The 14152-nt window shown below is 58.4% G+C and carries 12 protein-coding genes and 1 pseudogene; 10 read left to right on the top strand and 3 right to left on the bottom strand.

What is annotated here, in order from left to right; genetic code table 11:
• The first annotated feature begins 259 nt into the window (after positions 1–259).
• From pepA to C2E15_RS02895, 6 genes and pseudogenes are all read left to right on the top strand, one after another.
• Positions 260–1771 carry a leucyl aminopeptidase gene (pepA, locus tag C2E15_RS02920; RefSeq protein WP_104956055.1) on the top strand — a complete coding sequence of 504 codons (1512 nt, stop codon included), beginning with the start codon at positions 260–262 and terminating at the stop codon, positions 1769–1771.
• A gap of 180 nt (positions 1772–1951) precedes the next feature.
• Positions 1952–2410 carry a DNA polymerase III subunit chi gene (locus tag C2E15_RS02915; RefSeq protein WP_104956054.1) on the top strand — a complete coding sequence of 153 codons (459 nt, stop codon included), beginning with the start codon at positions 1952–1954 and terminating at the stop codon, positions 2408–2410.
• A gap of 5 nt (positions 2411–2415) precedes the next feature.
• Positions 2416–5271, top strand: a complete 2856-nt coding sequence (locus C2E15_RS02910) for a valine--tRNA ligase (protein WP_104956053.1) — start codon at positions 2416–2418, stop codon at positions 5269–5271.
• Between the two features lie 253 nt (positions 5272–5524).
• Positions 5525–6028, top strand: a complete 504-nt coding sequence (locus C2E15_RS02905) for a GNAT family N-acetyltransferase (RefSeq protein ID WP_104956052.1) — start codon at positions 5525–5527, stop codon at positions 6026–6028.
• A 102-nt stretch (positions 6029–6130) separates the two neighbouring features.
• Positions 6131–6572: pseudogene (locus tag C2E15_RS02900) on the top strand (STM2901 family protein).
• Entirely contained in the window at positions 6566–6892 is a 327-nt protein-coding gene (locus C2E15_RS02895) for a DUF1493 family protein (RefSeq protein WP_104956051.1), read from the top strand. Before C2E15_RS02900 ends, C2E15_RS02895 begins: the two are co-directional and overlap by 7 nt.
• A 65-nt stretch (positions 6893–6957) precedes the next feature.
• On the opposite strand, the gene miaE is transcribed toward C2E15_RS02895, so the two are convergent.
• Both miaE and rraB read right to left on the bottom strand, forming a co-directional pair.
• The gene (gene miaE / locus C2E15_RS02890) at positions 6958–7728 is read right to left on the bottom strand and encodes a tRNA isopentenyl-2-thiomethyl-A-37 hydroxylase MiaE (protein ID WP_104956050.1); all 771 of its coding nucleotides are present in this window, start codon (positions 7726–7728) and stop codon (positions 6958–6960) included.
• A gap of 67 nt (positions 7729–7795) precedes the next feature.
• On the bottom strand, positions 7796–8221 hold the full coding sequence (gene rraB, locus C2E15_RS02885) for a ribonuclease E inhibitor RraB (protein ID WP_104956049.1): 426 nt from the start codon (positions 8219–8221) through the stop codon (positions 7796–7798).
• A gap of 161 nt (positions 8222–8382) precedes the next feature.
• Here rraB and argF point away from each other — a divergent pair, with 161 nt between their 5' ends.
• The 4 genes from argF (at position 8383) to ridA (ending at position 11512) form a co-directional block, all read left to right on the top strand.
• A complete protein-coding gene (argF, locus tag C2E15_RS02880; protein ID WP_104956048.1) occupies positions 8383–9402 on the top strand; it encodes an ornithine carbamoyltransferase in 1020 nt (339 codons plus the stop codon).
• Between the two features lie 239 nt (positions 9403–9641).
• Complete coding sequence (gene pyrB / locus C2E15_RS02875; protein WP_104956047.1) at positions 9642–10574, top strand: aspartate carbamoyltransferase; 933 nt, start codon at positions 9642–9644, stop codon at positions 10572–10574.
• Positions 10575–10586: 12 nt separating this feature from the next.
• The gene (gene pyrI, locus C2E15_RS02870; protein WP_104956046.1) at positions 10587–11048 is read left to right on the top strand and encodes an aspartate carbamoyltransferase regulatory subunit; all 462 of its coding nucleotides are present in this window, start codon (positions 10587–10589) and stop codon (positions 11046–11048) included.
• 77 nt (positions 11049–11125) lie between these two features.
• A complete protein-coding gene (gene ridA, locus C2E15_RS02865; protein ID WP_104956045.1) occupies positions 11126–11512 on the top strand; it encodes a 2-iminobutanoate/2-iminopropanoate deaminase in 387 nt (128 codons plus the stop codon).
• Positions 11513–11588: 76 nt separating this feature from the next.
• Here ridA and C2E15_RS02860 read toward each other — a convergent pair whose 3' ends face one another.
• Entirely contained in the window at positions 11589–13985 is a 2397-nt protein-coding gene (locus C2E15_RS02860; protein WP_104956044.1) for a family 20 glycosylhydrolase, read from the bottom strand.
• Positions 13986–14152: the final 167 nt, after the last annotated feature.

Below are 14152 nucleotides of genomic sequence, written 5' to 3'. Positions count from 1 at the left end.
GTATGCCTGTGAAAACTTGTCTTTTTGCTGGAAAATCGATAGTTTCAACGCTTATTCGCCATTTTTAATCATCAATGGCCGTTGTCATAGATCTATTGTATGACACAAGCGTTCAGGTGACGTAAAAAATAACAATGTCACTGAAACACAAACTGACGTCCTTTTTTATCAGAAACGTCGTACGCAACGGCGTAAGCGTTACGAAGCGGTACATTCTAGCCGCAGCCAGCGCCGTTGTCTTTAAGATTCAGGAGAGTGCATGGAGTTCAGTGTAAAAAGCGGTAGCCCGGAGAAACAGCGTAGTGCCTGTATCGTTGTGGGCGTCTTCGAACCGCGCCGTCTGTCGCCGATCGCCGAACAGCTGGATAAGATCAGCGATGGCTATATCAGCGCCCTGCTGCGTCGCGGCGAGCTGGAAGGTAAAGTGGGCCAGACGCTGCTGCTGCATCATGTGCCGAATATCCTTTCCGAGCGAATTTTGCTCATTGGCTGCGGTAAAGAACGCGAGCTGGATGAACGTCAGTATAAGCAGGTGATTCAGAAAACGATCAATACGCTGAACGACACCGGCTCGATGGAAGCGGTCTGCTTCCTGACTGAACTGCACGTTAAAGGCCGCAACACCTACTGGAAAGTACGTCAGGCGGTAGAGACGGCGAAAGAGACGCTCTACAGCTTCGACCAGCTGAAAAGCAATAAAATCGAGCCGCGCCGCCCGCTGCGCAAGATGGTGTTCAACGTGCCGACGCGCCGTGAGCTGACCAGCGGCGAGCGCGCGATCCAGCACGGTCTGGCGATCGCCGCCGGGGTAAAAGCGGCGAAAGATCTGGGCAATATGCCGCCGAACATCTGCAACGCCGCCTATCTCGCCTCTCAGGCGCGCCAGCTGGCCGACGCCTACAGCAAAAACATTACCACCCGCGTGATTGGCGAACAGCAGATGAAAGAGCTGGGCATGAATGCCTACCTGGCAGTGGGCCAGGGTTCGCAGAACGAATCGCTGATGTCGGTGATCGACTATAAAGGCAGTCCCGATCCGGAAGCGAAACCGATCGTGCTGGTGGGCAAAGGGCTGACCTTTGACTCCGGCGGCATCTCCATCAAGCCGGCTGAAGGCATGGATGAGATGAAATATGATATGTGCGGCGCCGCTTCGGTATATGGCGTGATGCGCATGGTGGCCGAGCTGAACCTGCCGCTGAACGTGGTGGGCGTGCTGGCGGGCTGTGAAAACATGCCGGGCGGCCGCGCGTTCCGCCCAGGCGACGTGCTGACCACCATGTCGGGCCAGACGGTTGAAGTGCTGAACACCGATGCGGAAGGCCGCCTGGTGCTGTGCGATGCGCTGACCTACGTCGAGCGTTTCGATCCGGAAGTGGTCATTGATGTCGCGACGCTGACCGGCGCCTGCGTAATTGCGCTGGGCCACCATATCAGCGGCGTGCTGTCGAACCACAACCCGCTGGCGCACGAGCTGATTGGCGCTTCCGAGCAGGCGGGCGACCGCGCCTGGCGTTTGCCGATGGCTGACGAGTATCAGGAGCAGCTGGAATCCAATTTCGCCGATATGGCGAATATTGGCGGCCGTCCCGGCGGCGCGATCACCGCGGCCTGCTTCCTGGCGCGCTTCGCCCGTAAATATAACTGGGCGCATCTGGATATCGCCGGCACTGCGTGGCGTTCCGGCAAAGCCAAAGGCGCTACCGGCCGTCCGGTCGCCCTGCTCTCTCAGTTCCTGCTGAACCGCGCCGGAATGAACGGCGACGACTAAGCTGTTATAACGCCGACCGCTCATCCGCCGCTGAGGCTTTCGCCGGGGATGAGCCGGTTTGCGCGTTCGGAAACGGCGCTGGCCGCCGTTTTTACCGGAACGTCGCGGCGCACAATGAACCACGAATCGGATATTGATTCCGCGTCTGACGTTAACGTCATACGCCGACAGGCATAAATGATGAAAAAGGCCACCTTCTATCTTCTGGAAACCGATGCGCAGACGGAAGGACTGAGCGCCGTCGAGGCGCTGGTGTGCGATTTAGCGGAAATGCGCTGGCGTGAAGGCAAGCGCGTGCTGATCGCCTGTGAAGATGAACAGCAGGCCATCCGGCTGGATGAAGCCCTGTGGCAGCGGCCGGCCAAAGCCTTCGTACCGCACAATCTGGCCGGCGAAGGGCCGAAATATGGCGCGCCGGTAGAACTCGCCTGGCCGCAGCGCCGCGGCAACGCGCCGCGCGATCTGCTGATCAGCCTGCTGCCGCAGTTTGCAGATTTTGCCACCGCTTTCCATGAAGTGATAGACTTTGTTCCTTACGAAGAATCTTTGAAACAGCAGGCGCGCGACCGCTATAAAGCGTACCGCAGCGTCGGCTTCCACTTGAATACGGCAACCCCGCCACAGCCGCAAACGACATAGCAGAAATGGAAAAGACATATAATCCGCAAGAGATCGAACAGCCGCTTTACGAGCATTGGGAAAAGCAGGGCTACTTCAAACCGAATGGCGATGCCAGCCAGGAAAGCTTCTGCATCATGATCCCGCCGCCGAACGTCACCGGTAGCTTGCATATGGGTCACGCCTTTCAGCAAACCATTATGGATACCATGGTGCGCTACCAGCGCATGCAGGGTAAAAATACGCTGTGGCAGGTGGGCACCGACCACGCCGGTATCGCGACCCAGATGGTGGTGGAGCGTAAGATCGCCGCTGAAGAGGGCAAAACACGCCAGGATTATGGTCGCGACGCCTTTATCGACAAAGTGTGGCAGTGGAAAGCGGAATCCGGCGGCACCATTACCCGCCAGATGCGCCGTCTCGGCAACTCCGTCGACTGGGAGCGCGAACGCTTCACCATGGATGAGGGGCTCTCTAACGCCGTTAAAGAGGTCTTTGTCCGTCTGCATAAAGAAAACCTGATCTACCGCGGCAAACGCCTGGTCAACTGGGATCCGAAACTGCGCACCGCCATCTCCGATCTGGAAGTGGAAAACCGCGAAACCAAAGGGTCCATGTGGCATATCCGTTACCCGCTGGCCGACGGCGCGAAAACTGCTGACGGCAAAGATTACCTGGTGGTGGCCACCACCCGTCCGGAAACCCTGCTGGGCGATACCGGCGTGGCGGTCAACCCGGAAGATCCGCGCTATAAAGATCTGATCGGCAAATTTGTCGAGCTGCCGCTGGTGAACCGTCGCATTCCGATCGTCGGCGACGAACATGCCGATATGGAAAAAGGCACCGGCTGCGTGAAGATCACCCCGGCGCACGACTTCAACGACTATGAAGTGGGCCGCCGTCATAAGCTGCCGATGATCAATATCCTGACCTTTGACGGTGATATCCGTGAAAGCGCGCAGGTTTACGACACCAACGGCGAAGCGTCTGACGTCTATGACGCCACGCTGCCGGAGGCGTTCCGTAATATGGAGCGCTTCGCCGCGCGCAAAGCGATCGTTGCTGCCGTAGACGCGCTGGGCCTGCTGGAAGAAGTGAAAGCCCATGACCTGACCGTGCCTTATGGCGATCGCGGCGGCGTGGTGATCGAGCCGATGCTGACCGACCAGTGGTACGTGCGCACCGCGCCGCTGGCGAAAGTGGCGGTGGAAGCGGTAGAAAACGGCGACATCCAGTTTGTGCCGAAGCAGTATGAAAACATGTACTTCTCCTGGATGCGTGATATTCAGGATTGGTGTATCTCCCGTCAGCTGTGGTGGGGTCACCGTATTCCCGCCTGGTACGACGAAGAAGGCAATGTCTACGTTGGCCGCAGCGAAGAAGAAGTGCGCGCGGAAAACCAGATCGACGCCAGCGTTGCGCTGCGTCAGGACGAAGATGTGCTGGACACCTGGTTCTCTTCCGGCCTCTGGACCTTCTCTACCCTCGGCTGGCCAGATAACACTGAAGCGCTGCGCACCTTCCACCCGACCAGCGTGCTGGTGAGCGGCTTCGATATTATCTTCTTCTGGATCGCGCGCATGATCATGCTGACCATGCATTTCATGAAGGATGAGAACGGCAAACCGCAGGTGCCGTTCAAAACCGTCTATATGACCGGTTTGATCCGCGATGAAGAAGGCCAGAAGATGTCGAAATCGAAAGGCAACGTCATCGATCCGCTGGATATGGTCGACGGCATTACCCTCGATGCGCTGCTGGAGAAACGCACCGGCAACATGATGCAGCCGCAGCTGGCGGAGAAAATCCGTAAGCGTACCGAGAAGCAGTTCCCGAACGGCATCGAGCCGGCAGGCACCGACGCGCTGCGCTTTACTCTGGCGGCGCTCGCCTCTACCGGCCGCGATATCAACTGGGATATGAAACGCCTGGAAGGCTATCGCAACTTCTGCAACAAACTGTGGAACGCCAGCCGCTTTGTGCTGATGAACACTGAAGATCAGGATTGCGGACAGAACGGCGGTGAAATGACGCTGTCGCTGGCGGATCGCTGGATCCTGGCAGAGTTCAACAACACGGTGAAGGCTTACCGCGAGGCGCTGGACAGCTATCGCTTCGATATCGCTGCCAACATCCTGTACGAGTTCACCTGGAACCAGTTCTGCGACTGGTATCTGGAGCTGACCAAGCCGGTAATGCATAACGGTTCCGAAGCGGAGCTGCGCGGCACGCGCCATACGCTGGTGACGGTGCTGGAGGCGCTGCTGCGTCTGGCGCATCCGATCATTCCGTTTATCACCGAGACCATCTGGCAGCGGGTGAAAGTGCTGAAAAATATCAGCGACGATACCCTTATGCTGCAGCCGTTCCCCTCGTACGACGCGGCGAAAGCGGATGATGCGGCGCTGGCCGACACCGAATGGCTGAAGCAGGCGATCGTGGCGGTGCGTAATATTCGCGCCGAGATGAATATCTCTCCGGGCAAACCGCTGGAGCTGCTACTGCGCGGCGCCAGCGCTGATGCCCAGCGTCGCGTGACCGATAACCGTACCTTCCTGCAGGCGATGGCGCGTCTTAGCGATATCACGCTGCTGCCGCAGGGCGACAAAGGCCCGCTTTCCGTCACCAAACTGGTCGACGGCGCCGAGCTGCTGATCCCGATGGCGGGCCTGGTGGATAAAGAGGCGGAGCTGGATCGTCTGGCGAAAGAGCTGGCGAAGGTGGAGGCTGAGATGGAGAAAATTCAGTCTCGCCTGGGCAACGAATCCTTTGTTGCGCGCGCGCCGGAAGCAGTAGTAGCGAAAGAACGCGATCGTATGGCTGAGCTGGAACAGGGCAAAGCCAAACTGATCGAACAGCAGGGCGTGATCGCCGCGCTGTAAGGCTGGCGACGACCATGGCGGCACGCTTCGCCATGGTTTGCCCCGCCCCTCTCACCCCGACGGCGTAAGCCGCCGGGGTGTTTTTTTAGGCGTCGCGCGGCGGCCGGGGTGACAATCCTCAGCAGGCTGCGGTTTTCCGCCGCTTCCCTCTTATCCCGCATCAGACTGAAATTTTCTCACTGCCACAGCCATTGCATCACCCGGCGAGCGGTGTTATTACACTCTTTTTGATTTTCTTAACCCGAGCCAGACGATGACTATCGCTCCCGACACTTCGCTACGCATTCGCCCCATTACCCCGGCGGATAACCCGTCTATCGCCCAGGTGATCCGTCACGTTTCAGCGGAATTCGGCCTGACCGCCGATAAAGGCTATACCGTTTCCGATCCGAACCTGGACCACCTGTTTGAACTTTACAGCGAAGCGGACAGCGCCTACTGGGTTATCGAGCTGGAGGGCAAGGTGGCCGGCGGCGGCGGCATCGCGCCGCTGCAGTGCAGCGCGCCGGATATCTGCGAGCTGCAAAAGATGTATTTTCTGCCGCAGCTGCGCGGCCGCGGCGTGGCATGGCAGCTGGCGCAGCAGGCGTTCGATTTCGCCCGCGCGCGCGGCTTTACGCGCTGTTATCTGGAAACCACCGCCAGCCTGACGCAGGCGATTCGCCTGTATGAGAAGCTCGGCTTCGGGCATATCGATGGGCCGCTGGGCTGTACTGGTCACGTTGACTGTGAAGTCAGGATGCTGAAGGCGCTGTAAGCGCCTTTTTTATTGCCGGGGCGTTAATGGAACGATTATTGACCACCCGTTGATAACCCGCTAAAAAAGATTCTGCCACAGCATATTAATGAAAAGCATTTCATAGTATGGATACAACTGAACGGAACATATTTTTATGGTGAACTGACGACTCTCAGCGGGCGAGCTTTTCTTCTGGATAGTTATGGATCAGATAGATAAAAAGTTTGGCATTCAAGAATTAATCGCAGCGAGCTGTATTATCCTCGGTTTGCCCATATTAAGCACACGAACTAAACCAGGACTAACCACTAAAGGTACGTCAGTGGCTTCTCGCGTCTCCCGTCGCTATTCAGATAGCCATCTTCCTGTCAGATTACCTACGCTTACTAACAAAAGCATTCATCTTCTTAAGCCCATGTGGGTAAACAATCCGGGTGCGTTTGTTGGGCGGACGGTGCCTGTCGTCGGTTGGGTTATACTGGCGAACGATGTGGCAACCATAATGCTCAATACCGTCACGCATTATAATCGCATTGCGCGAGGCAACGATAAAATATGGTGACTGACGAAGTGGTACTGCGTTTTTTCCAAAACGAACTGCCCATTTCAGGCCTGCTTCCTACAAAAGAGAACCGGGTGAAAATGGATGAGGCTTTGCAGGAATATGCTGAAGAAGAGGATTTGTTCCCCGCGAACAATAAATATGCGCAAGTTTTTAATATCGACTTATCAGTAATGAATATTGAAAACTATTATCCCTGGAAAACCGCCTGGTTTTTCCGTAGAGGGTTTACGCAGAAACCCCTGGAGCAAATAAGTAAACCCCTTACGGTACGTATGTTCGCCGAGTCTGCTAAGGCTGGCCGCTGGCTATATGACTAAGCGGCTGCCGCTGCGTCCGTTTTCCACTTATCGCTCCCAGCCGTTTCCCTCCGGGAGCGCATGGTTTACTGATTCGTCCAGTCCGGTACGCCGCTGTGAAAACGCAGCTCGCTGTCCGGTGCCTGAATCAGGCGCGCTTCCGCTTCGCCGATCTGTCGCACGCGGCCGCTGATATCAAAGGGGGCGATGCGCGCCGCCAGCGCCAGGTAATCCTGATAGTGTCGCGCTTCGGAGCGCAGCAGCGAGACGTAAAACTTCGCCAGCTCCTCATCGAGAAACGGCGCCAGGCTGGCGAAACGCTCGCAGGATCGCGCCTCAATGTAGGCGCCGCAAATCAGCTTATCCACCAGCGTTTCCGGCTCGTGCGTCGTGATTTCACGCAGCAGCCCTTTGGCGTAGCGGCTGGCGGTGATTTTCTGATAGCTCATGTTGCGCGCCTGCATGATCTCCCATACCTGATAAAAGTGGTGCAGCTCCTCTTTAATCAGCAACACCATTTTATCCAGCAGCTCATCGCCCCAGGGCACATCGTTGCGCGCGATGATGCGCTTCGACAAATTTTTATGCGCCTCGATAAAGCCGCTGTCGGGATCTTCACGAAAGATAAATGCTTCATAAGGCTGCAGCCAGGCGAGGATGGCATCGCCGCTCGGCTTATCGGCGACATATTTGCGGATCAGCCAGACGGCGGTCTGGGCCGCTTTCAGCTCGCACACCAGATGGTCAGTCAGCAGCAATGTCAGGTTTTCAGGTTTGCGCGCCTCCTCAATCCAGGATTGTGGCGTACGGCAGTGCAGAAATTGATGAATGGGGGCAAGCAGATCGGCGTAATTCATGGCATAGCTACGGTTAAAGGGCGCGTCGAAACGCGACGCGCCGGATCAATAGTCAGACGGCGGAAGATCAGTGACGAACGCCGTTGTCGTCGTCGTCGAGGTAGTCGCCCTCGCCTTCTTCATCCTCATCTTCCGCATCAGGATCTTCAAAGTAGGTGCCCCAGCCGTCGTAATCGACATGATGTTTGCCGGCCAGCACCACCAGCTGCTCGACCTGGGCATCAATCAGCTCCGGATTCAGCGCCAGTTCGCTCAGGATATCCACGCACATCACGGTTGAGCCATCTTCCAGCTCCAGCTCTTCCGGGTCAGTCACCTCATAGCCCAGCTTGAACGCATCGACCGCCGCTTTTTCCAGCGCCTCAAAACTGTCGCTGGAGAGGTGATGCTCAATGGTGTAGAGCGCATCAGGGTCGCTACCGTCTTCCAGCAGCTCTTCGATAATCGCTCGGGTCTCTTCGCGCTGCTCTTCCAGTAATTCTTCATATGCCATGATGGGTTCCTCTGTGTGTGGCAAACAATGTGATTATTTTCCCACACTGCACTCCGCGCCACTACACAAAAGCAAAAGTTTATTGCACGCAGGGTTGAAAATGCATATTCATACGGTTAGATTGAATTTTAATTCATTTAAGATGGAACAAGGAGTGCTGTATGAGTCACTTTTATCAACGCCATTTCCTCAGGCTGCTCGACTTTACCCCCGCTGAAATCAACGCTCTGCTGGCGCTCGCCGCTGAATTAAAAATCGCGAAAAAAAATGGCGAAGAGATCCCGCAGCTACAGGGCAAGAATATCGCGCTCATCTTCGAAAAAGAATCGACACGCACCCGATGCTCTTTCGAAGTTGCCGCGTACGATCAGGGGGCGCGCGTCACCTGGCTTGGTCCCAGCGGCAGCCAGATCGGCCATAAAGAGTCGATTAAAGACACCGCCCGCGTGCTGGGCCGCATGTATGACGGCATCCAATATCGCGGCTATGGCCAGGCGGTCGTCGAGACGCTGGCGCAGCACGCCGGCGTGCCGGTATGGAACGGCCTGACCGATGAGTTTCATCCTACCCAGCTGCTGGCCGATCTGCTGACGATGCAGGAGCATCTGCCGGAAAAATCGTTGCGAGCCATGACGCTGGCCTACGTCGGCGACGCACGCAACAATATGGGCAACACTCTGATGGAGGCCGCCGCGCTGATGGGGCTCGACCTGCGGCTGGTGGCGCCGCAAAGCTGCTGGCCGGAAGCGGATCTGGTCGAAGCGTGCCGCAAAACGGCCAGCCAAAACGGCGGAAAAATCACCCTGACGGCGGATATCGCAGAAGGCGTGCATCAGGCGGACTTTATCTATACCGACGTTTGGGTATCGATGGGCGAGGCAAAAGAGCGCTGGCATGAGCGTATCGCCCTGCTGCGCGACTATCAGGTGAATATGGCCATGCTGCAGCTGACTGGCAATCCGCAGGTGAAATTCCTGCACTGCCTGCCCGCCTTCCATGACGATCAGACCACGCTCGGTAAGCAAATGGCGGAACAGTATGGCCTGCACGGCGGCATGGAAGTGAGTGATGATGTGTTTGAATCGGCGCACAGCGTCGTCTTCGATCAGGCGGAAAACCGGCTGCACACCATTAAAGCGGTGATGGTCGCTACGCTGGCGAAACCCGCGCAGAGCGCGTAGCGCAATCGGTTAACCCGGCCGCGATTTTTGCTTGAAGCGGATAGCTGATTGCGTATAATGCCCGACAATTTGCCGGGAGGACCCTATGCCGCTGAGCATCATGATAAGCCACGCTCAATCACGCCTGAATGCAGGCGCGGCGCCTGTTTCCTTCCGTCAGCGACCGATCGTTAAGAAGCCCCTCATTGCAGGGGCTTTTTTTTCGTCCTTAATCCGGCACGCCTGAAGGAGAGCGACGCATGAATCCGCTGTATCACAAGCATATTATTTCGATTAACGATCTCAGCCGCGAAGAGCTGGAGCTGGTGCTGCACGCGGCGGCCAGCCTGAAAGCGCATCCGCAGCCCGAGCTGCTAAAGCATAAAGTGATCGCCAGCTGCTTCTTTGAAGCCTCGACGCGTACGCGCCTCTCTTTTGAAACCGCAATTCAGCGCCTCGGCGCGGCGGTGGTCGGCTTTTCCGACAGCAGCAATACTTCGCTGGGCAAAAAGGGCGAAACGCTGGCTGACACCATTTCGGTGATCAGCACCTACGTCGACGCCATTGTGATGCGTCATCCGCAGGAGGGCGCGGCGCGCCTCGCCACCGAGTTTGCCGGCAGCATTCCGGTACTGAACGCGGGCGACGGCGCTAACCAGCATCCGACCCAGACGCTGCTTGATCTCTTTACCATTCAGGAGACCCAGAGCCGCCTCTGTAACCTGAATGTGGCGATGGTCGGCGACCTGAAGTATGGCCGTACCGTTCACTCGCTGACCCAGGCGCTGGCGAAGTTCGAGGGCAACCGCTTCTTCTTTATCGCCCCGGAGGCGCTGGCGATGCCTGCCTACATCACCGATATGCTCGATGAGCGCGGCATTGCGTGGAGCCGCCACGGCAGTATCGAAGAGGTGGTGCCGCAGGTGGATATTCTCTATATGACGCGCGTGCAGAAAGAGCGTCTCGATCCGTCCGAATATGCCAACGTCAAAGCACAGTTCGTACTGCGCGCCGCCGATTTGCAGGGCGCGCGCGACAATATGAAAGTGCTGCACCCGCTGCCGCGTGTGGATGAGATCGCAACCGACGTGGATAACACCCCGCACGCCTGGTATTTCCAGCAGGCCGGCAACGGCATCTACGCACGTCAGGCGCTACTGGCGCTGGTGCTTAACAGCGACCCGGTTCTGTAAGGAGAAGAGAAGATGACGCAAGATAAACTGCAGGTTGAAGCGATCAAACGCGGTACGGTGATCGACCATATTCCGGCGCAGGTCGGCTTTAAGCTGCTGACGCTGTTTCGCCTGACGGAAACCGATCAGCGTATCACCATCGGGCTTAATCTGCCCTCCGGCGCGCTGGGCCGCAAGGATTTGATCAAGATCGAAAACACCTTCTTAACCGACGATCAGATCAACCAGCTGGCGGTCTATGCGCCACACGCCACCGTCAACCGCATCGACGATTACAACGTGGTCGCCAAGATCGTGCCGACGCTGCCGGAGCGCATTGAACGCGTGCTGACCTGCCCTAACAGCAACTGCATCAGCCGCAGCGAGCCGGTTTACTCCAGTTTTCAGGTCAGAAAGCGCGCCGGTTCGGTGCTGCTGAAGTGCAAATATTGCGAGAAGGAGTTTGCTCACCAGGTGGTGCTGGCGAACTGGTAATCACCTTTCGTCTCCCTATAATGGAGGCGAGATGGCGGGCGGTCCGCCCGGCAACATTCCACTAATCAGGAGAATTTATGTCACGCGAAATCAGCACGGAAAAAGCCCCAGCCGCCATTGGCCCGTACGTTCAGGGTGTTGATCTTGGCAGCATGATCATTACCTCTGGTCAGATCCCGGTGGATCCGAAAACCGGCGCGGTTGCTGAGGATGTCGCCGCGCAGGCGCGTCAGTCGCTGGAAAACGTTCAGGCCATCGTGGAAGCGGCCGGGCTGAAAGTGGGCGATATCGTGAAAACCACGGTGTTCGTCAAAGATCTTAACGACTTCGCTACCGTCAATGGTGCCTATGAGGCCTTCTTCAGCGAACATGGCGCGCCTTTCCCGGCACGCTCCTGCGTGGAAGTGGCCCGCCTGCCGAAAGATGTGAAGATCGAAATCGAAGCGATCGCCGTGCGTCGCTAAGCTTTCCGGCTGCCGCGCCCGCTGCGGCAGCCCACTCCCCTTTGCTGTTCCGCTTATCCCTTTTCTCGCGGTGCGTTTACCGCTTTTCCGACGCGACGGCGCGTAGCAGTTTATCCAGCGGCCTCACCAGCGCGATAACCAGCTCATCCTGAGTTTGCGCCGCCGCATCCAGCCGCTCGCGCATCTGGCCGAGCGTGGAGGCATCGATGCGCTGGCCATCTGCCCAGGCGTTGACCAGGGTGCTGCCCATATCGCTGAGCATCGCTACCTGCTCCGCCACCGGCCGCAGCGCCTTAAGCGGATAGCTGGCATCGAGTAACGGCATCACCTGCGGCACATTCTGCCGCCACTGCGCCAGCTGCTGGCGGATCGCCTGCGCCGCCGGCTGGCTGGCGCGATCGCCGATCAGCGCCTCCACCTGCTGCGTCAGGGTTTTCACCGCCAGGCTTTCCGCCGGCAGCAGATCCGCCAGCCGGTTCAGCGGCTCGGCCTGGGTATAGTGCCCCGCCTGGAATTTCAGATGCTGGCGGGTGTAGTAGTGCGCCGGCTCCAGCGCCTGGGCGAAAATCTGCAGCGGCGCGACGTCGACGCGGTTGGCCAGCCGCATCATACCGGTCAGCGCCTGAGTATGCTGCTGCAGCCCTACCGATACCGCCGACCAGCGATCGACCGCCGCCAGCCGCTGGTACATATTCTCCTCGTCCGTTACGTTCTGCGCCGACCAGAGCCGCTCCGCGACGACGAAGGCGCGCGGCCACAGCTTAATATCCAGCACGTCAGCGTTGACGTTTTCGCCCCACAGCGCCGCCTCGCCCCCCTTCAGGTTAGCCTGCAGCTGCGTTTTATCCGGTACCGCCGGCGCTCTGCCTGGCGGCACGCCATCCTGCTGCTCGCCCGTTACCGGATAGCGCACGTTGCCTACCAGGAAGTAGCCCGTCAGCTGATGTTGCCGCAGCGTGAGAACCGGCTGCAGCGGCCCCATCCAGCTGTCGACCTGAAAGCTCACCGTCTGCGGCGAGAGCCAGTTAACCTGCCGTACCAGGCGCCGCGATTTGCCGGCGAAATCGATAAAGCCGCGCCAGCCCGCCTTGCCCTCTACCAGGGTAACGCTGCCCGTTACCGCACTGCCCTTGAGGCGCGGCAGCGTAAACTGCCAGCTCTGTGCCTGTTCGTCAGCCGCGATGCGATCGGCGCCCTCCAGCGCCGTCGGCCAGACTTCGTTGCGATAGTGGTAAGAGGCGAACTGCGGCTGATCGAGATAAAAACCGGTCGAGAGAATGCCGTGATAATCCTGCTGCGCCACCGCGCCCAGCGCATCCTGCCCTTGCCAGGATTGGATCAAAATCGATTTCGGCAGATCGGGATGCCAGATTTCATCCCAGCCGACCATACGCCGCTGATGTCGCGCCAGAATTTCCTCGACCCGCTGGTTAAACCAGGCCTGCAGCGCATGGCTGTCGGCCAGCCCTTTATCGCGCATAAACTGCCGGATGCGCGGCGAATCGTTCCACTGCTGCGCATCCACCTCATCGCCGCCGATATGCAGCCAGGGATCGGGGAAGATCGTCGCCATCTCGCCCACCAGCGTATCGATCACGCCATAGACCGCCTCATTCGACGGATCGAGCAGCGGCTTAAAGACGCCCCAGCCGCGCTCCATCTGATACGGGCCCGGCGCGGCGATCAGCGCCGGCATCGCTACTGCCAGCGCGGAAGCGTGGCCGGGGATATCCAGCTCCGGCACCACTCGTACCCCGCGATCCGCCGCGTAACGTACCACCTCGCGCATCTGCTGCTGCGTGTAGAACAGGCCATCGCTGGCCTTCTCCTGCAGCTGCGGATAGTGTGTGGAGGCGAAGCGCCAGCCCTGATCGTCGGTCAGATGCCAGTGAAAGACGTTCATGCGCGCGGCGGCGATGCCGTCGATCTGCCGCTTAAGGGTATCGATCGGGATAAAGTGGCGCACGGAATCGATCAGCACCCCACGCCATGGGAAACGCGGGCGGTCGGTGATGGTCACCAACGGGATAAAGGTGCCTTCGCTGTCGTTCTGGATCAGCTGCAGCAAGGTTTCCATACCGCGCAGGGCACCGAAACGCGTTGACGCGCTCAGCGTCGCGCCCGTGCCGTTAACCACCAGCCGGTAGCTCTCATCGCTCTCCAGCTGTGGAAGCGCGGCGACCTTCCCGGCGACGCGCACGGTAATCGCCGGCGCCGTGGATGACGCTTCCGGCAGCAGCGTCCAGCCGGTTTGACGTTCAATGCGTTGGCGCCAGCGCACATCCGCGTCTGCCGGCAGATCGCCGAACAGACGCAGCTGCAGCTGCGGCGTCAGCGCCAGACGGCCGCCAGCGGCGGGCTGCTCCACCTGCTGCGGCCAGGGCATCAGCGGCAGCGGGAGGGGATCGGCAGCCGCGCTCAGGGCGCTGAAGAGCAGCAGAGGTAAGGTAAAGACGGTATGACGCAGCGACATGGCGAGGTCCTTTTAACATGGCGGATCGGAAACCGTGCAAAAATTCCATAAATCACATTTCACCGCAGCGGGCAAGCTGACGCCGGGGCAAAACCGGCGGCGCAGTAAATTTTTGCAACATCCGTCAAAACAGATTTACCCAATCTGCTTTAAAAAGCGAAGATAAT

Source organism: Mixta gaviniae (assembly GCF_002953195.1).
GTDB lineage: Bacteria > Pseudomonadota > Gammaproteobacteria > Enterobacterales > Enterobacteriaceae > Mixta > Mixta gaviniae.
The sequence above is the reverse complement of the archived record's forward strand: the minus strand, read 5'-3'. Positions and strand labels throughout refer to the sequence as shown.

Bases quoted from the DNA above. Each gene is read 5' to 3' on its own strand.
- C2E15_RS02895 (WP_104956051.1), top strand. From the start codon at position 6,566: ATGGTGACTGACGAAGTGGTACTGCGTTTTTTCCAAAACGAACTGCCC.
- rraB (WP_104956049.1), bottom strand. From the start codon at position 8,221: ATGGCATATGAAGAATTACTGGAAGAGCAGCGCGAAGAGACCCGAGCG.
- C2E15_RS02915 (WP_104956054.1), top strand. From the start codon at position 1,952: ATGAAAAAGGCCACCTTCTATCTTCTGGAAACCGATGCGCAGACGGAA.
- argF (WP_104956048.1), top strand. From the start codon at position 8,383: ATGAGTCACTTTTATCAACGCCATTTCCTCAGGCTGCTCGACTTTACC.
- ridA (WP_104956045.1), top strand. From the start codon at position 11,126: ATGTCACGCGAAATCAGCACGGAAAAAGCCCCAGCCGCCATTGGCCCG.
- pyrB (WP_104956047.1), top strand. From the start codon at position 9,642: ATGAATCCGCTGTATCACAAGCATATTATTTCGATTAACGATCTCAGC.
- pyrI (WP_104956046.1), top strand. From the start codon at position 10,587: ATGACGCAAGATAAACTGCAGGTTGAAGCGATCAAACGCGGTACGGTG.
- pepA (WP_104956055.1), top strand. From the start codon at position 260: ATGGAGTTCAGTGTAAAAAGCGGTAGCCCGGAGAAACAGCGTAGTGCC.
- C2E15_RS02905 (WP_104956052.1), top strand. From the start codon at position 5,525: ATGACTATCGCTCCCGACACTTCGCTACGCATTCGCCCCATTACCCCG.
- miaE (WP_104956050.1), bottom strand. From the start codon at position 7,728: ATGAATTACGCCGATCTGCTTGCCCCCATTCATCAATTTCTGCACTGC.
- C2E15_RS02910 (WP_104956053.1), top strand. From the start codon at position 2,416: ATGGAAAAGACATATAATCCGCAAGAGATCGAACAGCCGCTTTACGAG.
- C2E15_RS02860 (WP_104956044.1), bottom strand. From the start codon at position 13,985: ATGTCGCTGCGTCATACCGTCTTTACCTTACCTCTGCTGCTCTTCAGC.